Origin of the sequence: Bacteroides sp. AF34-31BH, assembly GCF_003602795.1 — a bacterium.
In the GTDB taxonomy this organism is placed as follows: Bacteria; Bacteroidota; Bacteroidia; order Bacteroidales; family Bacteroidaceae; genus Bacteroides; species Bacteroides uniformis.
The window spans coordinates 219,458-238,797 of sequence record NZ_QTLV01000001.1 but is presented as its reverse complement, the minus strand read 5'-3'; the positions used below and the strand labels follow the sequence as shown (position 1 = coordinate 238,797).

Annotated in this window: 16 protein-coding genes and 1 other RNA gene; 10 read left to right on the top strand and 7 right to left on the bottom strand. The window is 48.4% G+C overall.

Annotated features, from left to right (window positions below; translation table 11 throughout):
- The first annotated feature begins 3 nt into the window (after positions 1–3).
- The 8 genes from DWZ67_RS01045 to DWZ67_RS01010 all read left to right on the top strand — a co-directional run bounded on the left by DWZ67_RS01045 (position 4) and on the right by DWZ67_RS01010 (position 7,015).
- Positions 4–1,059, top strand: a complete 1,056-nt coding sequence (locus DWZ67_RS01045) for a DUF4837 family protein (protein ID WP_120137978.1) — start codon at positions 4–6, stop codon at positions 1,057–1,059.
- Between the two features lie 5 nt (positions 1,060–1,064).
- A complete protein-coding gene (pdxA, locus tag DWZ67_RS01040) occupies positions 1,065–2,162 on the top strand; it encodes a 4-hydroxythreonine-4-phosphate dehydrogenase PdxA (RefSeq protein ID WP_005831943.1) in 1,098 nt (365 codons plus the stop codon).
- A 1-nt stretch (position 2,163) separates the two neighbouring features.
- A complete protein-coding gene (locus DWZ67_RS01035; RefSeq protein ID WP_005831941.1) occupies positions 2,164–3,414 on the top strand; it encodes a sigma-54 interaction domain-containing protein in 1,251 nt (416 codons plus the stop codon).
- Positions 3,401–3,925 (top strand): LptE family protein, encoded by a 525-nt coding sequence (locus DWZ67_RS01030; protein WP_005831940.1) that lies wholly within the window; start codon positions 3,401–3,403, stop codon positions 3,923–3,925. Before DWZ67_RS01035 ends, DWZ67_RS01030 begins: the two co-directional genes overlap by 14 nt.
- A 4-nt stretch (positions 3,926–3,929) precedes the next feature.
- The gene (locus tag DWZ67_RS01025; protein ID WP_005831938.1) at positions 3,930–4,703 is read left to right on the top strand and encodes a hypothetical protein; all 774 of its coding nucleotides are present in this window, start codon (positions 3,930–3,932) and stop codon (positions 4,701–4,703) included.
- 4 nt (positions 4,704–4,707) lie between these two features.
- Positions 4,708–5,097: a preprotein translocase subunit SecG gene (gene secG / locus DWZ67_RS01020; RefSeq protein ID WP_009038088.1), complete on the top strand. Its 390-nt coding sequence runs from the start codon at positions 4,708–4,710 to the stop codon at positions 5,095–5,097.
- Between the two features lie 153 nt (positions 5,098–5,250).
- On the top strand, positions 5,251–6,642 hold the full coding sequence (locus DWZ67_RS01015) for an MFS transporter (protein WP_005832845.1): 1,392 nt from the start codon (positions 5,251–5,253) through the stop codon (positions 6,640–6,642).
- Between the two features lie 19 nt (positions 6,643–6,661).
- A complete protein-coding gene (locus DWZ67_RS01010; RefSeq protein ID WP_005831929.1) occupies positions 6,662–7,015 on the top strand; it encodes a PqqD family protein in 354 nt (117 codons plus the stop codon).
- A gap of 7 nt (positions 7,016–7,022) precedes the next feature.
- Here the strand turns inward: DWZ67_RS01010 and DWZ67_RS01005 are convergent, their stop codons facing one another.
- The 3 genes from DWZ67_RS01005 to DWZ67_RS00995 form a co-directional block, all read right to left on the bottom strand.
- Positions 7,023–8,072: a DUF4831 family protein gene (locus DWZ67_RS01005; protein WP_034529662.1), complete on the bottom strand. Its 1,050-nt coding sequence runs from the start codon at positions 8,070–8,072 to the stop codon at positions 7,023–7,025.
- A 70-nt stretch (positions 8,073–8,142) separates the two neighbouring features.
- Positions 8,143–9,270 carry a lactonase family protein gene (locus DWZ67_RS01000; protein WP_120137977.1) on the bottom strand — a complete coding sequence of 376 codons (1,128 nt, stop codon included), beginning with the start codon at positions 9,268–9,270 and terminating at the stop codon, positions 8,143–8,145.
- Positions 9,271–9,371: 101 nt separating this feature from the next.
- Entirely contained in the window at positions 9,372–12,200 is a 2,829-nt protein-coding gene (locus DWZ67_RS00995) for a beta-glucosidase (protein WP_120137976.1), read from the bottom strand.
- An 820-nt stretch (positions 12,201–13,020) separates the two neighbouring features.
- Between DWZ67_RS00995 and ssrA the strand changes: the two genes are divergently transcribed.
- Both ssrA and DWZ67_RS00985 read left to right on the top strand, forming a co-directional pair.
- Positions 13,021–13,419: a transfer-messenger RNA gene (gene ssrA / locus DWZ67_RS00990) on the top strand.
- Positions 13,420–13,624: 205 nt separating this feature from the next.
- Entirely contained in the window at positions 13,625–14,110 is a 486-nt protein-coding gene (locus DWZ67_RS00985; protein ID WP_016272883.1) for a helix-turn-helix domain-containing protein, read from the top strand.
- 199 nt (positions 14,111–14,309) lie between these two features.
- On the opposite strand, the gene DWZ67_RS00980 is transcribed toward DWZ67_RS00985, so the two are convergent.
- The 4 genes from DWZ67_RS00980 to DWZ67_RS00965 form a co-directional block, all read right to left on the bottom strand.
- The gene (locus tag DWZ67_RS00980; RefSeq protein WP_120137975.1) at positions 14,310–15,107 is read right to left on the bottom strand and encodes a class I SAM-dependent methyltransferase; all 798 of its coding nucleotides are present in this window, start codon (positions 15,105–15,107) and stop codon (positions 14,310–14,312) included.
- An 81-nt stretch (positions 15,108–15,188) separates the two neighbouring features.
- Entirely contained in the window at positions 15,189–16,829 is a 1,641-nt protein-coding gene (locus tag DWZ67_RS00975; protein ID WP_117962732.1) for a sigma-70 family RNA polymerase sigma factor, read from the bottom strand.
- 71 nt (positions 16,830–16,900) lie between these two features.
- Complete coding sequence (locus tag DWZ67_RS00970) at positions 16,901–17,335, bottom strand: Fur family transcriptional regulator (RefSeq protein WP_057089575.1); 435 nt, start codon at positions 17,333–17,335, stop codon at positions 16,901–16,903.
- Positions 17,336–17,340: 5 nt separating this feature from the next.
- A complete protein-coding gene (locus DWZ67_RS00965; protein WP_120137974.1) occupies positions 17,341–19,281 on the bottom strand; it encodes a heavy metal translocating P-type ATPase in 1,941 nt (646 codons plus the stop codon).
- Positions 19,282–19,340 lie beyond the last annotated feature (59 nt).

The window sequence follows — 19,340 nt, the reverse complement described above, 5'->3', positions numbered from 1 at the left end:
GATATGAGAAAGCACTTGTTTTATTTAAGTATGGTTCTCGTACTGACACTTTTTTCCGCTTGCGGTGGTGGTAACAAGGGTGTGTTTACTCCGACCTCCAGTGGTCGTGCGTATGAAGTTCTGGTAGTGGTGGAGCCCGGCTTGTGGGAACGTCCTGCTGGTAGGGCGCTTTTCGATGTGCTTGATTCTGATGTTCCGGGGCTTCCCCAGTCAGAACGTTCATTCCGAATCATGTATACTGCCCCTTCCAATTATGATGCCACTTTAAAACTGATTCGCAATATCATTATTGTCGATGTGAACAAGGACCTCTATACCCAGCCTAAATTCAAGTATGCAAGGAATGTATATGCTGCTCCTCAGTCTATTCTCACTATTCAGGCACCGGACGAGGCTTCGTTCGAGAAATTTGTGGAGGAGAATAGGCAGGTAATCATCGATTTCTTTACCCATGCGGAAATGAATCGTCAGATTTCAGTATTGAAGGACAAGCATAGCGACTATATAGCAACGAAGGTGAAAAGCCAGTTCGATTGCGATGTATGGGTGCCGGGCGAACTGACATCTACCAAGGAGGGTGAGAACTTCTTCTGGGCAGGTACGAATGCAGCTACCGGCGACCAGAACTTTGTAATCTACTCTTATCCTTATACGGATAAGGATACGTTTACTAAAGAATATTTTGTTCATAAACGCGATTCCGTGATGAAGGTTAATATCCCTGGTGCCCGTGAAGGCATGTATATGTCGACGGATTCTCTGATGACCGATGTACGCCCCATCAGTGTGCAGGGAGACTATGCACTGGAGGCCCGCGGCTTGTGGCGCATAAAGGGTGACTTCATGGGCGGTCCGTTCGTATCGCATGTACGTTTGGACAAGGCCAATCAGCGTATTATCGTATCTGAAATATTTATTTATTCACCTGATAAAATGAAACGTAATCTGGTACGTCAGATGGAGGCTTCGCTCTATACCTTGAAACTGCCCGGCAGCAAGCAGGAAGGTACGGAAATTCCGGTAGGCGTAACCTCAAAAGATACTACTAATAATAAGTAATAAAAATGGAAGACAACAAAATAAGAGTCGGCATTACACAAGGCGACATTAATGGTGTAGGGTATGAAGTGATTTTAAAGACGTTTGCAGACCCGGTGATGCTGGAATTGTGCACGCCGATTATCTACGGTTCGCCTAAAGTGGCAGCTTATCATCGTAAATCATTGGACTTGCCTACCAACTTCAGTATCGTCAACTCCGCCTCCGAAGCGGTTCCCAATCGCTTGAGTGTAGTGAACTGTACGGATGATGAAGTAAAGGTTGAGTTCTCTAAACCTGACGTTGAAGCTGGTAAAGCTGCACTTGGTGCACTGGAAAAAGCCATTGAGGAATATAAGGAGGGAATGATAGACGTGATTGTCACAGCTCCCATCAACAAGCATACCATCCAGTCGGAGGAGTTTGCCTTCCCCGGACATACGGAGTATATAGAGCAAAAATTGGGAGATGGCGAGAAGGCCCTTATGATTCTGATGAAAGATGACTTCCGGGTAGCATTGGTGACCGGACATATTCCCGTTAAAGAGATAGCCGGAAGCATCACCAAAGAACTGATACAAGAAAAACTGAAGATATTCAACCGCTCCTTGAAGCAGGATTTTGCTATCAGCGCACCGCGTATTGCAGTGCTTTCGCTGAATCCGCATGCAGGAGACGGCGGATTGCTGGGAACTGAAGAGCAGGAGATTATCATTCCGGCCATCAACGAAATGGCTGCTAAGGGTATGCTTTGCTATGGTCCTTATCCGGCAGACGGGTTTATGGGCTCAGATAACTTTACCCATTTTGATGGTATCCTGGCCATGTATCACGACCAGGGGCTGGCACCGTTCAAGGCATTGGCTATGGACGAGGGCGTGAACTATACTGCCGGCTTGCCGGTGATACGCACTTCGCCTGCTCATGGCACGGCCTACGATATTGCCGGGAAAGGAATCGCCTCTGAAGATTCATTCCGGCAGGCTATCTATGTGGCAATAGATGTGTTCCGTAACCGCCAGCGTGAGAAAGAGGCACATGCAAATCCGCTGCGCAAGCAATATTACGAGAAACGTGACGATAGCGACAAACTGAAACTCGATAGTGTAGAAGAAGATTTGTAGAATGACAAAAGCGGAAATACAACAAGTAAAATTACGTTTCGGCATTATCGGCAACAATGAAGCGCTGATGCGTGCCATTGATATCGCTATCCAGGTAGCGCCCACCGACTTGTCTGTACTGATTACCGGAGAGAGTGGTGTGGGAAAGGAGAGCTTTCCGCAGATAATACACCAGTACAGCCGGCGCAAGCATGGACAGTACATTGCCGTGAACTGTGGAGCCATTCCCGAAGGGACGATTGACTCGGAACTGTTCGGTCATGAGAAGGGCGCATTTACCGGGGCTATCGGCGAACGGAAGGGGTATTTCGGTGAGGCCAACGGCGGAACAATCTTCCTTGATGAAGTCGGCGAATTGCCTTTGCCTACCCAGGCACGCTTGTTGCGTGTGCTCGAGAGCGGTGAATTCATCAAAGTAGGTTCTTCTAAGGTGGAAAAGACCGATGTGCGTATTGTTGCCGCTACCAATGTAAACTTGACACAAGCCATTGCTGACGGACGTTTTCGTGAAGACTTGTATTACCGTTTGAACACAGTTCCTATTCAGGTCCCTCCATTGCGCGAACGCGGTGAAGACGTGGTGCTGCTGTTCCGAAAGTTTGCTTCGGACTTTGCAGAAAAGTACCGTATGCCTGCCATTCAGCTGACGGAAGACGGCAAGCAAGTGTTGCTGGGCTACTCATGGCCGGGTAATGTGCGCCAGTTGAAGAATATCACCGAGCAGATATCCATCATTGAGACCAATCGTGAAATCAATGCATCCATACTGAAGGGCTATCTGCCTGAGCAGAACAATATGCAGCGCCTGCCTGCCTTGTTTGGAGTGAAGGAGGACAAGAGCTTTGGGAGTGAACGGGAAATTCTCTACCAGGTTCTGTTTGATATGCGCCAGGATGTAACGGACTTGAAAAAGTTGGTGCATGAGATTATGGCTGAAAGGGGAACGGTAGCCAATCCGGCGGTTGCCACATCGGCCTACTATACGCCGGCTACTCCGGCGGTGGTACCTCCGGTAACATCCAGTGTCCCCACCATTATACATCCTTCGGTAAAGCCGGTTACTCCGGTGGACGATGATTTCCAGGATACGGAAGAATATGTGGAGGAGTCACTCTCCCTGGATGAAGTGGAGAAAGAAATGATACGTAAGGCGCTTGAAAAACATCACGGCAAGCGTAAGAGTGCGGCTCAGGATTTGAATATCTCTGAGCGTACGTTATACAGAAAGATAAAAGAATATGGATTGGATTAAAAAAGCGGCATTTGCTTCCTTGTTGGTAAGCTTGTTATTTCTGGTGAATTCATGTAGTATGAAGTTGGGACTTGCTCCGATAAGCTCTATCGACTATACAAAGGTAAAAACGATTTCCATTGCCGATTTCCAGAACCGGGCAGAGTATGTATATGCACCGCTGGCAACAGAATTTAACCAGAAAATGAAGGATATGTTCATTCAGCAGACTCGCCTGCAACTGGTGAATTCCGGAGGAGACCTGGAAATAGACGGAGAAATAACCGGCTACAATCAATATAATGAATCGGTGGATGCCAGCGGCTACTCTTCGAAGGTGAAGGTGACGCTGACTGTCAACGTGCGCTACACCAATAACACGAACCATGAGGAGGACTTTGAACAGCAGTTCTCGGCTTTCCAGACCTATGATTCCTCAAAATTGCTGACCGAAGTGCAGGACCAGCTGATAACCTTGATGGTGAAAGACATTGCCGAACAGATTTTCAATGCAACTGTAGCTAACTGGTAAACTCATGACGCCTACCCATTTGCAACAATGGATTCAGCATCCCGAGACGCTGAATAGGGATACTTTGTACGAGCTTCGCACATTGGTGGCACGCTATCCTTATTTCCAGTCGCTCCGTTTGCTCTATCTGAAAAACCTCTATCTGCTGCACGACATCAACTTTGGCGCGGAGTTGCGCAAGGCTGTGTTGTATGTGGCAGACCGTCGTGTGCTGTTTTACTTTATAGAGGGTGACCGCTATACTTTGAAATCCCGGAAGGTCTCGTCGCTGTTTTCCGGCGATTTGGAGAAAGAGCCGAGTGTGGACCGTACCCTTTCCTTGATTGACGCATTTCTGGCTACTGTTCCCGAAGAGCATTCACAGCATACGGAGCTGGATTATGCGGTGGATTATACGGCCTATTTAATGCAGGAAGAACCCGGTGTGGATGCAGAAGATGAGTCGGAAGTGCCTAAACTGCGCGGGCATGAATTGATAGATGACTTTATCCAAAAGAGTGAGTCTTCGGATGCCTCGGATACGAGAAGGGAGTTTCTTGTAGAGAAGGAGGAAGAGACTGAAGAAGAGGAAGAACCCTCAGTATCGCCGGTAACGGAAGAGTTGGACGATAGCTGTTTTACGGAAACTTTAGCCAAAATCTATATAAAACAGCACCGATATGACAAGGCGCTTGAAATTATTAAAAAATTAAGTTTGAATTATCCAAAAAAAAATGCTTACTTTGCAGACCAAATCAGATTTTTGGAGAAATTGATTATTAACGCTAAATCAAAATAACAAAATGTATTTATTATTAGTTATCTTAATGCTGATTGCATCTGTGCTGATGTGCTTCATTGTATTGATTCAAAATTCTAAAGGAGGTGGTCTGGCATCAGGCTTTTCATCATCCAACCAAATTATGGGTGTGCGCAAGACTACGGACTTTTTGGAAAAAGCAACCTGGACTCTGGCAGCTGTCATGGTAGTCTTCAGTATTGTTTCTGCTTACACTATTCCTTCTTCCACAGGCAAGGGCGGTGATGTGATTCTGGAACAGGCGCAACAAGAAGAAAAAACTAATCCTTATAACATGCCCGTAGGTACAGAAGCTCCGCAATCGGAGGCCCCTGCAGCTACAACTCCGGCTGAAGCTCCTGCTCCTGCAGCAGAAGCCCCTGCAGCAGAATAAGATAAGGATATTGCGGATGACTCCCGCTTGGAAAAATAAGAGAAAGGTTGATACTGAAAAGGTGTCAGCCTTTTTTCGTTTTGATGAAGTATTTATTTACCTTTGTCAGCAATTTATGCAATCTGATTAATAAATTGAAATCCAAATAGTACAATGACAGAACAACTCAAACTTAAATTGAATGATTCCAAGGCTACCCGTTGGGGGGCATTGGTGATTGTTGCCTTTACGATGATGGCAGCTTATTATGTAAACGACGTGGTAGCACCGTTGAAGACAATGTTGGAAACGGACTTGGCTTGGTCGAGTACCGATTTCGGATTCTTTACCGGTGGTTATAGTTTTCTGAATGTTTTTTTCTTGATGTTGATTTGGGGAGGATTAATCCTCGACCGCTTTGGTATCCGTTTCACCGGAAAGCTGGCAACTATCCTGATGGTAGGTGGTACAGCACTTGAATACTATGCAATGACGGGACTTGCCGGTGCCGACGCGACTTTATTCGGAATCAATGAAATATTTGGCTATAAAACGGGTGTGTTTGTTGCTTTTGCCGGTTATTCCATTTTTGGAGTAGGAGCGGAGGTCGCCGGTATTACAGTTTCCAAAATCATAGCCAAGTGGTTTAAGGGGAAAGAGCTTGCCACGGCTATGGGGGTACAAGTCGCTTTAGCACGTATCGGTTCGCAAGCCGGTTATGCCGTAGCCATTCCTTTGGCCCGTGCTTTCGGTATTTCCACACCGGTGTTGTTGGGTTTGGTTCTGTTGTTGGGCGGTATGATTGCTTTCTTCATCTTTGCAGTGATGGACAAGAAGCTGGACAAACAGATGGAAGCTGCTGCCATTGCTGCCGGTACGGAAGATGAGGAAGAGAAGTTCTCTTTTAAGGATGTGAAGAATATTCTGGTCAATCCCGGTTTCTGGCTGATAGCATTGCTGTGTGTATTGTTCTACTCTTGTGTATTCCCATTCCAGAAGTTTGCTTCCGAGTTGATGATTATCAAATACGGTATCAATGAGAATGTGGCCGGTACATTTGCCGGACTTCCGGCATTGGGAGCGCTGATTCTGACTCCGGTCTTTGGTGGTTTCATTGACAAGCGGGGCAAGTCCGCATCTATCATGCTGCTGGGCTCGGCCATGCTGATATGTGTGCATTTCATTTATGCTATTCCCGATATAAACTATTGGCTGGTAGCTATTGTGCTGATGATAATTTTGGGTATCGCTTTCTCGCTGGTACCTTCTGCCATGTGGCCGGCTGTGGCCAAGATATTCCCGGTAAGCCAGTTGGGTACGGCATACGCATTGATTTTCTTTATCCAGAATATCGGTCTTTGGGGTATTCCTACATTGATAGGGTGGGTGCTTGATGCCTATTGTATATCCGGCAAGAAACCAGATGGAACGAATATGTATGACTATACGGTGCCTATGTGCATTTTTACCGGTATTGCCTGCTTGTCCCTTATAGTGGCTCTACTGCTGAAGAAGGCAGACAAGAAGTATGGTTATAAGCTGGAAGAGCCTAATATTCAGAAATAATAGGAAAAGCGGATACCGTATGATGGAAATACCCGAAGGAAAAGTAAGTCTGTTGGACGCTGTTCCGGTCCGCTGTGGACATATAACAACCGAATGGGAAGGTGAGTGCGCCGTACTCGCCTACCCACGGTTTAAATACGAATGGATGCGTCGTTTTTTATTGCCGAAGGGGATGTCTCCTGACATCCATGTGAGGCTGGAAGAACACGGTACAGCTGTCTGGAATCTGATAGATGGACATCGTACCGTGCGCGAAATCATCTCTCTACTTGCCAGGCACTTTGGGGAGGAAGAGAATTATATTCCCCGGGTCACCGCCTACGTAATGCAGTTGCGTAAGGATGGATTTATCCAGTTGACAATCCGGAATTAGAATTCCTTTATTCCCTATCCACTTTTATCAATCCTCCCGTTGCCGTATCAAACAGCACTTTGATGGTAGAATTCTTGTTGAACAGTACCGGTGCGAGGTATTCTACGGTGCCGAATTGGGTAATGGGAAGTTGGTCGTCAAACAATTTCTTATTGTTATACATCAATGTCACTTGTGCCTTGCCCGGAAGGTTATAGGCTACACCGTCCACTTTCTTTTTGCCTTCCTCGGTGGCAGATACATCGGGACTTTTGAGGTCGGTGACGCTGATATAATACGGTTCACCGGCAAGGTCATTATTGGCCACCACTCCCAGCTTTCGGGAAAAACGGAAAGCCACCTCATCTTTCATCTCTTTAGGCGTCAGCCGGATGGTGAATGTCTTGGGTTCTTTCTTTATTTTGCCCGAGAACATTTCCGTCATAGCCGTTTCCTGCTGGTTCAGATTGTCAAGCATCAGCTTGAGTTGGGCGCCGTCCTTGGGCATATTGTCTGCTTCGCCGCGCAGGAGGGCATTCTTGCTTTCGCGGATGCTGTATATTTCCTTGGCCACCAGCTCGGCCATCTTGGCACTGGAGTTGGACATCAGTATTTCTTCCGTCAGAAAACTGCGTGGGTCAATGCTGCTTTCGGTGGCTTTGGCTTCGGGCGTCTTGGCAGCAGGCTTACCGCTGAACGGAATGTTGATGGAGCGGACAATTCCGTCTTCGGTAAGCTCCATAAGGGGTGCTACGGTCTTGTCTTTCATCTTCACGAAATAGACGTTGTCCTTATCCGGTACACCGGCTATGCGGGTTTCTATCTTATCCAGTGTCCAGAACTCCTCGGGTTCGGCAGACACGTTGTTGAGACGCAGATAGCGGTCGGCATATCTGCAAAATTCTCCGGGAGTGTAGGTATGCTTGGTGGCTTGCAATACGATTTCTATTTCTGTTTTGGGTAACATATAGGTCACTCCGTAGTCTTTGCCACGCATCACACCGGTGGTTACGTCTGTTTGCGCCAGGGCAGTGGTAGACAAGAACAGAGCTGAGAGCATCAATATATTCTTCTTCATAATGTACATTCGTTTAGACTGATTTAGCTAAGGGACAAAGTTAATGAAGTTATCTTTGCTAAATATTGCTTTATAAATTATTAACAGAGCTGACGAACTGTACGCAAACCGGCATGTCGACTACAATGTCCTGATGAGTATCTTCCAAGAGTCCGGTAACTTCGTTTCGTTTGTATACCTGAATGACATTGCTGTCGCGGCAGGCGGCAAGCAAGTATTTACCGTTGGGCGTGATGTTGAAGTTGCGGGGATGGATGCCGGTGGGCTGATAACCTACCTTTGCCAAGGTCCCATTTTCGGGATTCACGGCAAAGATGGCGATGCCGTCTTCTTTCAGACGGTTGCTGGCGTAGAGGTATTTCCCATCCGGACTGAGGTGGATGTCTGCACTTCCACGGGCGGCTACGGTGTCGGCTGTGATAGTCTGTATCTGTTCCAGGCAGCCGTCGTCGTAACTGAAGGCAATGACCTTACCGGACAGTTCGGTGATGAGATAGGCAAACTTCCCGTTAGGGCTGAATGTCAGATGGCGCGGGCCGGAATCCGCTTCAATGTCAACGGCTTCCAGAGAAGCATGAGGAATAGGGTTGTCGGGGTGCATCACAAAGCGCAGGATGCGGTCGGCACTGAAGTCGGTGGCAAAGATGTATTTTCCGTCCGGTGAAAAGACCGTGCAATGGATGTGGGGAGTGGCTTGCCGTATGGCGTCGGGACCGGTGGCAGAGCCTTGAAAGAGCGTGTCTGCAGGAGCCAAAGTGCCGTCTTTCTGTAAAGGAAAGACGGACATGGTTCCACCGCTGTAGTTGGCAGTCAACACTTCCCGGCCATTGGTGGCCACGTAGCAGGGGTCGGCGCCGAAGGTGGGAACGGTGTTCAGCAGGCGCAGTTCTCCCGTTTCCCGGTCGAAGGCAAGGGAGCTGAGGGCTGCTGTGCTGTCGTTCATTTCACTGACGGCATAGACAAATTCGCCATCTTCCGAGGGGACGAGGTAGGAGGGATTGGGCAATGCCGCTGAACTGAGCGGAACGGCTGTTCCCGTCTCCTGATTAAAGCGGAAGGTATAGATACCCTTGCTTGAGCCATTCGTGTAAGTACCTATTAGCATGGCGAGTTCGTCCTGGTCACCGTTAGTGCCCTTTGGAGAAGAGCCACATGCTGTCAAACCTAATCCGAGCATACAGAAAAGAAGTGTTTTCATTAATTTAATGTGTTAATGTGCCAATATGCTAATGTGCTAATTGGCTGCGCTGTATATGCTGCATGGTCATTGGTACATTAGCATATTGGCACATTAGCACATTAAAATTTAACTTCGGCAATACTGACGCGGTCATCGTTCAGCACGATGCGGAGGTCGCTGGCGGTAGTGCCTTTGAACGGATAGGAAATCAGTTTGCCGTATTCGCTGACGGTGCCCGAATATACGGTGAGGAACTGTCCGCCACCGCCCGAGAGCTGGATTTCGAAGGTTGCCGGCAGGTTGTTGTCACGTGTAAAGGCAATGGCAACTTTATCTACCTTGGCTCCGTTCTTCAAGGCAAAGGTAATATAATCTCCCTTATTTCCTTGCCATGCGGTATTGATTTTTTCGTCGAGCACGTTTTCGGCATCCTCTGGGTTGGTGCTGGCACTCACACGCTTTGCTGGTTTTTGGGCTTCAATGGCTTTGGCACGGGTCTGGTAGTCTTCTACGGTCAGCGTTCCGTTCAGGCGGATGTCTTCGGAAGAGGCGCCGGCCATGAGCACGAAGTCGCCGGGTTCCACCACCCATTTCATGTCAGCGTCCAGAAGCTCCAGGTGCTTGCGGTCGATGGTGAAGGACAGCTCCTGGGCTTCGCCCGGTTCGAGGTGGATGCGCTGGAAGCCTGCAAGATTCTTTTCGTAGGTGGTGATGCTGCTCAGTACGTCGCGGATATAGAGCTGCACTACTTCATCTCCGGCACGTTTGCCGGTGTTGGTCACCTTCAGGCGGACGGTGGCAGACTCGTTCGGGGTGATGACTCGGGGGGTGATGTCGAGGTCGGAGTACTCGAAGGTGGTGTAGCTCAAGCCGTAACCGAAGGGGTAGAGTGCTCCGTTGATGCGTGACATGTTGCCCGTAGGTCCCGGATTCTTACCGCCGTCTATCTGTGAAGAAGGTTTGCAGGGGAAGTTGAAGGGGATTTGCCCTACGGTCTTGGGGAAGGTCACCGTCAGCTTTCCACCGGGGTTGTAGTCGCCGAAGAGGATGTCGGCCAGGGCTGTTCCGCCTTTGGAGCCGGGATACCAGGCTTCGAGGATAGCGGGGACGAACTTGTCTGCCCAGTTGATGGAGAGCGGGCGTCCGTTGATGAGTATCAGTACGACGGGCTTGCCCGTGGCTTGTATGGCTTGAAGCAGTTGCAACTGCCGACCGGGCAGGTCGAGGCTGGTGCGCGATTTGTTTTCGCCGCAGGTGCGTTGTCCGCCGCCCAATACTACGACGGCAACATCAGCTTGACGGGCATTTTCTACGGCTTTGTCTATCTCGGCTTGTTCGTCGTCGGTCAGCGGATAGTCTATGATTTCACTTTCGGGCCAGTGGGCGTCCACCAGGTCGCAGCCTTTGGTGTAGAGCACCTCTGCCTTGCCTTTTGTCTTTTCTTGAATGCCTTCCAGCACAGTGGTCACTTCTACGGCAAGTGGGCCGTAATGGGTCAGCGCGTAGCCTTCTTCATTGGCATTGGGACCACAGACGGCAATCTTCTTGGTGGAGTTGATGTCTAAGGGCAATAGTTCACCGGCATTCTTCAGCAGAACGATGGACTCGCGGGATGCCTGCAAGGCAATGGCTTCGTTCTCTTCTTTTTCCACTTCACGGTCGGCATCGGCAAGGTCTGTCTGATAGGGGGCATCGAACAGACCGATGAGGAACTTTACCCGAAGGATGTCGCGCACGCGGTCGTTGATGACTTCTTCGCTCAGTCCGCCTTCCTTCACCAGTTCGCGGAGGGGAAGGACGAAGGAGTCGGGCGAGCGGAAGGTGCAGCGTACGTTCAGTCCGGCTTCCACGCTTTGGCGGACGGCTTCTTTCATGTCTTTGGCGGTGCCGTGCTTGGTGTAGAGGTATTCTACGGCGTCACTGTCGGATACGACGTAGCCACGGAATCCCATTTCGCCACGCAGGCGGGTGGTGAGCCAGTAGTAGCTGCCCTGCACGGGGATGCCGTCGTAATCGTTGTACGAACTCATTACGCCCAGCATGCCAGCTTCCCGGATGACGCGTTTGAAGGGGTAGATGTGTATGTTTTCCACTTCGCGCGGCGACATTTGCGGGTCCACGCGTGCCATGCCTTCGCGGGCGCCTTTGTTGTTACTGTAAGCGGCAAAGTGCTTGCCGGTGGCGGCCACTTGGTGGTTGTGCTGCAAGCCGCGCACCATTTCGATGCCCAGTTCGGCTACGAGGTAGGGAGATTCGCCGTAAACTTCTTCGTAGCGTCCCCAGCGCTGGTCGCGTCCTACGTCGAGGATGGGGGCGTAGATGTTGGTGTAGCCCAGCATGCGGGCTTCGCGTCCGGTGATGAGCCCTACTTGGCGAATCAGTTCACGGTTCCAGGTATGTCCCAGTCCCAGTTGGGTGGGGAAGTTGGTGGCGCGGTAGCTTTCCACGCCGCGTATGCCTTCGTTGGTAAAGTCTACGGGGATACCGAGACGGGTATCTTCCACAAAGAACCGTTGCACCTCGTTCAGTGCCCAGGCGTGGCGCGAGGCGGGCCAGACGTAGGCATTGTCCGAGGGAGGCAGCCCCCATTGCTGGAAGCCGTTCAGGTGTTCGTCGATGGCGCCGATACCGTCTTTCCAGAGCAGCTCTTTCCATTCGGGGGTGGGGAGGTCGTCTTTCAGTACGCGTTTGTAGCCGTAGAGGGTGACCATTTGGCAGGTCTTTTCGTCCAGCGTCATCTGTTGCAGCAGGTTTTCGATGCGTGCTTCGAGCGGGGCGGAGGGGTCTTCGTACACGTCTTTCACTCCGTTTTTGTTGAAGTCTATCCAACCTTTGCGGTACATTTCACTTTTCACCGGCTTGTAGGTTGCCGGTGTTTTGGCAGGCTTTTGTGCGCAGAGCAGTGTGCTTCCTCCAAGCAGCAGGGTTAGGGCAATAAGGTTCTTCATGATATGTTCTAAAAATCTCTTGGTTATTATTGTTTCTTTTGTTGACAAAAATACGGCTAATGTGTGAAATAAAGGGATAAAATAGTCCGAAGTATCGGCTTTTATTGTCCGAAGGGTCTTCCTCTTACTAAAAATATCCTCCAAGACGCTACCGGGGAATTCAAATCATTATTAGACGAAACATATCATTCACTTTTAAAAAGAAAGAGAGAACACTATAATAACCTGAAAAGTAGATGCAATCGCGGTGTATACAAGTATTACGGCTACATCTGTTAAACGAGGGTGTATTTATATAATAGGAATCTGTTGGCGGAATTGTTGCTTGTACGGAAGAACTTTCTTTTCAACCTTGGGATGTCTAAACCCAACCTTGGTTTAGACATCCCAAGGTTGGGTATGGAAAAACCAAAGTTTGGGATAGATTGCTTCCTTAATTCTTTCCGGTTTTTCAGTTAACTTCAGAGACTTTTTCCGTTAACTTCCCATCTCTTTTGTGCAAATATCCATTACAGAAGATAGATATTCCCTCTTGCAGGGGGTAATTCCGTCAACGGATACTGGCTTTGGTAGCTGTTTGAACATTGATGACAATGGGGTGCACATATTCTATGTATGGAAGATTATTGTTTTTATCACGAAAAGTCAGTATTAGCTAATATTTGTAAATATATGGTGATTGCTAATAAAAGAATATGTATCTTTGTGCCAAAGAAAGCGGTAGAGGATGAAAAATAAAGTAGCATTTATCCCTTTTTCACCCTCCCTACTTAGCAATGAGTTACGCAATCTTTTAAATTTCAGACCGTTACAAAGTCATGGGGTTGACTGGATTTGACAGCGGGCAGAAATGGTAAGTAAGCATGCAGTGCGTCGTTGATTTGCACTTTAATCTCAGTCCTCAAAATTTTATCTGGCGAAACTCGTTACGCTCTCGCTGCTTAATCGAAGTATAGTAGATTGAAGCTTAATCCCGGCACCAGGTGCTGGGACGTGACATCACTCGGAAGCTGTTGCTCCGAAGCATTCCGATAAAGTGGTGCAGTCAAATCGGGGATAGTTCGTGTCAGCCTCGTGGCGCGGGTGAAAATTTAGAGGATAAGGCAACGGTTGATGGCTTTGGTTCTGCCGCTGCACGAAAATTTAGGCAAAGATAAGCATGTAGAAAGCTTATGATTTCCTCGTTTGGACGAGGGTTCGATTCCCTCCAGCTCCACGGAAATAGTAAAAAGAAGTTTGTAAGTCCTTGAATTCCAGTAATTCAGGGGCTTTTTCTTTTCTTCTACTCCCCCTACCTTTTATATTCATTTAGAAAATAGTTGTAGTAAATGTGCTACAATTCAAAATTAATATCTACTTTTGTCTGTTCAAAAATCAATAACTATTAGAAGTGGGGGCAACACTTTAAATTCTGCAACAGATTTATGAAAATTCACGAAGGAAAATGTACAGAGAAGATTTTGAAAGAACGTGAACGGATTGGTAGTCGGTTAGCCATTCTTCGCAAGAAGAGAAATATGACCCAAGAGGAATTGGCTAATCTTTGTGGTGTTAATCGTGTTAATATAGCCAAGATAGAGAAAGGGGCTTATAATGTGAGCATTGATATACTATCTAAGGTAACATCCGCTCTTGGTTTTGTGATAGATATAAAAGTGGATAGCTCTGTTTGTCCGACTCATTTCTCTCAACGTAAACCTGTAAAGCTGGTAATAGGGAAAGACTATTATGTCAGTTTTGGCAATAACGAAGCCCATAGATGTAAGCTGGTTGATATTCCGGAGATGTACCAAGGTCAAAGAATTAAAATCGAAACTCCGACCCCGAGAGGGTCTATCACCCACATATTATTTGCCGATGAAATAGGAACGACACCTGACGAGGCTGTAATGAACCAAGTAACGATGTAAAAACATTAAAAGGGAGGAAGTGCAAGTTCCTCTTTTATTGAAATCACCTTCGCTACAACCATCTGCAGCGAGGGTGATTTTTTAGTTTATGAGGGTTTCTACACACCCTCTTTCATCAGGGCTATTCAGAAATTTAATGGTTTCTTCTGAATATATAATCTTAAATTGATGGTTCGGAATCAATTCTAAAGCTGGGAAATCAGTAGTGATTAACAGTTTTAGTCCCTTTCTTTAATATGTAAAAGCAACTTGTACAAAAGAAGTTTCTTATGTACGGGATAGCAGCAATAACTCCGTTGAGCCTTCGTGGGGACAAGCCGAATTTGATTTTATAATGTGGGTTTATAAGGTACAGTCTCCGGTCAATGATTTGATAGTTGGCTTGCCGGGCGATGCGATTGAACAGTTCGATGGTGCATCCGGTGCTCTTTATATCCAGTAGCTCCGTGATTACGCGTTCCTGCTCACCGCATAGTCTTAATATCCATCTGTATAAAGTGCGGGGAAGGAGGTGGAGAAAAGGGAAATGTGAAACAATGTGGCTGTGTGCTATCTGCTGGTGGCCTCCGAATGGCATTTGCCAGGCGGGAAACCCTACAAATACAGCTCCGTCGGCAGACAAATGTTTTTGTAGGCCGGAGAGGAACCGTTCTTTGTCTCTGATATGCTCTATCACATCGTGTAGAAGAATCAGGGGAAAATTCGTAGCCTTGTCCTCAAGCTGGAAAATGTCGGTGGCAATGAACTGTCCCTGCTGATGCCTTTGGGCGAAGAAGGCCCTGGCTTGCTCTATTCGCATGGCATCAATGTCTACGCCCATCACCCGGCAACCGGCTTTGGCAAAAGGAAGCAGATTGCCTCCCTCTCCACAGCCCACTTCCAGCACTTTATCGGGGATGTGTCCGATGACTTCCTTTATGTAGGGGATATAATAGTTCTTGCTGGTCTGTGACTGTTCACCAAAGTAGCTTTCCCGGTCGGTATGTCGTTTCTGCATGTTCTTTGTTCCTTCTTGAGTTTGATTATCCATATAAATAGATAATCAGTCGGGTAAAAGACTGCGTGGCGCATCGTTTTTTTACCAGGAAATGCGGAGACCTACCGGGAGGGTGAATGTGAACGGATGTTCCTTTCGGATGGTGCGCAGTTGGCTGCCGTCGGGGATGTAATAGTTTATAGTCGGCTCCAGATAGATGCCTGCCTGGGGTGTGAGGCGATATTGTATGCCTATACTTGTGTTGACCGACCACTGCCAGGGAGCACTTACCGGCTGGCTGTCGAGCTTGTGTGGAATACTGTCCGTGACATGGAAGCTTTGGAGTGTCCCTTTTATGGGGATATCCACCTGCATGCCTGCCGTGGCATAACTGGAGAAACGTTTGTAATGCCAGAAACGGTAGGAAAGCCGGAGAGGAATGCCGATATAATGCAACTTCTGGTTGTCTTGAATGCGGAATGCTTCGCCGGTAGTGAACTCCGACCTGAGAAGCGTATATTGCAATCCGGTTTCCAGACTCCAACGCTCATTCAATTTCTTGCTGAGAGAGAGTCCCACGACGATGGGGGCATGATGTTGCTGGTTCTCAACAATCCTGCCGCTGTTATTCTGGGCAATCTGCATGAGTCCGATGGAATCTTTTCCCAGAGTACCCTGCTGATAGCGGGTGTGCAGATAAGAATAATACTCTTCCCACGTGCTGACTTGTTGAGGGAAGTCACTTGAAATGCCGTCGGTATGTGGAGTGGCAATCAGCTTATATAAGTTCTGTGCCAGTTGCGGTCCGAGTGAACCTGCCAGCATCAACTTCCATTTTCCGGATTTCTTCTTGCGGGTTGGCGGCATCAGGGAAGGGGAGAAGACGAAAGCCATCTGTCGGTTGGTGATGGTCTGTCCGGTGAATGGAGAAGGTATGGGATATTTGTGGATACTATCTTTCATTGTGGGTATGGCAAGGGGCCATTCTGTGGAAACTGGAACGGGAGGGATGATTCGTTCCCTTTTGTTCAGATTTTCTTTGGTATGGCATTGTTCGTCGGTTCGGGGAGTATCGGTTTTCTTTGTTTGTTGCGTACTCCCGGCTTGCCTGGAAGAAACTTTGGACAAACGGTTTTCCCTGATACTCTTTTTCTCTCTGTACAGATAGTCATACAGCGTTGGAAAGAGAAGCAATACTGTCAAAACAATGAATACACGGTATCCTGCCAGCATCTTTTTAAGTAAAATTTTCGCCCGGAACAATTGGGAGGAAGAGGAGTGTGGCGCTATACCCAGTAAATCTCCAATTTCTTTGTGGGACAATCCTTCCAGTACTGCCAGTTTAAATACCTTGCAGTAGCCCTCCGGAAGGCTCTCCACTATATCCAGCATCTTATCGTACGAAATGAAATCCGGACAAAAAGGATTTTCAGCAGGCTCTTCCTCTTCCGGAATATCTGTCAATGGGATGGTGGGGTTGGCATTGGCATGGTTGAGGTATTGCAGTGCCAGGTTTCTCATAATCTTTTTCATCCAGTATTCCAGTTTCTCCGGGTTGCGCAGCGAATGAATGGAAGTGAATATGATGACAAAACCGTCGTGAAGAAGATCTTGGGCTATCGTTGGGTCGGGAATATAGCGTAGGCATACTTTCAGCATTTTCTCTGAATAGTTTTCGTAGAGCAGGCTCAAGGCCTGCCCGTTTCCCTTCTGGCATAAAGTGACAAGAGCTTTTGTATCCATGTGTTTGTCTCAATGTTATTTCTTAAGGATAGAGAAGAACATGAATGACTGCATGGATTTTTATTTTTTAACTAAGCCTCCCGGTTGGCTTCTGCTGCACAGTCCGGACAAATGCCTTTCAGTACATAGTTGATGCTGTTCAGTGTAAATCCTTGAGGCAGCTTCACCACCGGAGTGGGAATGTTGGTGAAGCAGAAGGTTTTGTTGCATTTCTCGCAATGGAAATGGGTGTGCAGGTCGCTTACGTCGCAAGAGCAACTGTCGCTGCACACGGCATACTTGAAGGAACCCGTCCCGTCATCTATACTGTGTATCAGATGATGGGAGAGGAATAGGGTAAGGGTACGGAAGATGGTGGATTTGTCCACCGTATCCAGCATGGTTTCAAGGTCGAGCAATGAGACGGAACGGCCTGCCTGCATCATGGTGCGCAATACCAGGATGCGGATGGCAGTGGGCTGTATGTCCCTTTTGGCCAATAGGTCCAAATATTTCTTTTCTTCCATTTTTTCTATTTAATAAGTTTTTGTATGCGTATGGCGTTCACTATCGCAATGAGGGCGACGCCTACGTCGGCAAAGACAGCTTCCCAAAGTGTAGCGATTCCACCGGCACCGAGGATGAGGACAAGCAGCTTCACTCCGAAAGCCAGCGAGATGTTCTGCCAGACAATCCGGCGGGTTTGCCTGCCCGCATGAATGGCGGTGGCCACTCTCGAAGGCTGGTCTGTCTGTATCACTACATCGGCGGTTTCGATGGCGGCATCGCTGCCAAGTCCGCCCATGGCGATGCCCACATGGCTAAGGGCAAGAACCGGGGCATCATTGATGCCGTCGCCCACAAAGGCTATTCGGTTGGCAGGGTTGCTGCGGAGTGCCTCGATGTGCTTCACCTTTCCGTCCGGCAGCAGGTCTCCGTATGCCTGGGTGATGCCTAGCTTTTCTGCAAAGTTAGTAACAATGGCTTGTTTGTCTCCCGATAATATCTGAATATTATTGATATTTAAAGCTTTTAATTCTTTGACGGCGTTGACGGCATCTTCCTTTAATGTGTCTGATAGCAACAGATAACCGGCATATTTTGTTCCGATGGCGCAGGCCACAATCGTATCGACAATTGATGACAATTCATCGGGATATTCTATCCCGAACTTAGTCAGCAGGCGGGTGTTGCCCACCAGGACACGCGTTCCATCCATAGTGGCTTGCAGTCCGTGGCCGGCAATCTCCGTAACGTCCGTTGTGGCAATCAACTCTATATCCCTTTGTTTGGCATAGCTTACGATGGCTTTGGCTATGGGGTGCGTACTGTTTCGCTCTGCCGAGGCGGCAAGCTGTATCAACTTCTCTTCCGTAACTCCCGGTTGTGCCTGGCAGGATTGTACATCGAAGGTGCCTTTGGTCAGCGTACCCGTCTTGTCGAATACCACCGTGTTGACTTGGGTGATGGCATCGAGGTAGTTGCCACCTTTGAAGAGGACACCCAGGCGGGAGGCGGCGCCGATTCCTCCGAAGTAGCCTAACGGAATGCTTACGACGAGGGCGCACGGGCAGGAGATAACCAGAAAGACCAATGCCCTGTATAGCCAGTCATTGAAGATGAACGAGAATTGTGCATCTGCCAGCGAATAGAGGAAGGGGAGCAGTACAATCAATGCCGCCAGTCCGGTGACGGCGGGTGTATAGATACGGGCAAACTTACGGATGAAAAGTTCTGCCGGCGCTTTGCGCTCGGAGGCATTCTGCACCAGTTCCAATATACGGGAAAGAGCACTTTTCTCGAAGGGTTTGGTGACTTGGATGCGTACGACTTTGTCGGTCGCAATCATTCCGGCAAGCACTTCCCCGCCCTGGCGGATGTTGCGGGGAACACTTTCTCCCGTCAGTGCAGAGGTGTTGAAGGCGGCAACTTCGTCCAGCATCGTTCCGTCCAGGGGGACGCGCTCTCCGGCTTTTACTTCGATGGTTTCGCCTACCTGCACATGTTGGGGAGCTTCGACAAGCGTACTGCCGTTTCTGATGACCGTTGCCGTTTCGGGACGTACGTCGAGCAGGGCGCTGATGTTACGCTTGGCTTTGTCTACGGCTTTGTCCTGAAAGAGCTCTCCCAAGGAGTAGAAGAGCATGACGGCAACGCCTTCGGGATATTCGCCTATATAGAAGGCGCCGAGGGTGGCGATGGACATAAGGGTGAATTCGCTGAACACGTCCTTTTGCAGGATGCTTTCCCAGGCTTCCCTCATCACCGGGAGGCCCACGGGGAGATAGGCAAGCAAGTACCATATAAAAGGTACATACTCTCCCTTGAAGAAGGTGGTGTCAGTAGCATTCAGGATGAGCCCTCCGAAGAGCAATAGGGCGGAGAGGATGATTCTCCAATAATCTTTCAGCAGACTGTTTCTTTTTTCTTGTATCGCTGTATGTCCGTGTGTGCAGCAGCATTTGCAACTCATATTGTTTCCTCCTATTTTCTATTTTCTGCAGCAAAGGTAGCGGAAAGGAGATGCAACTT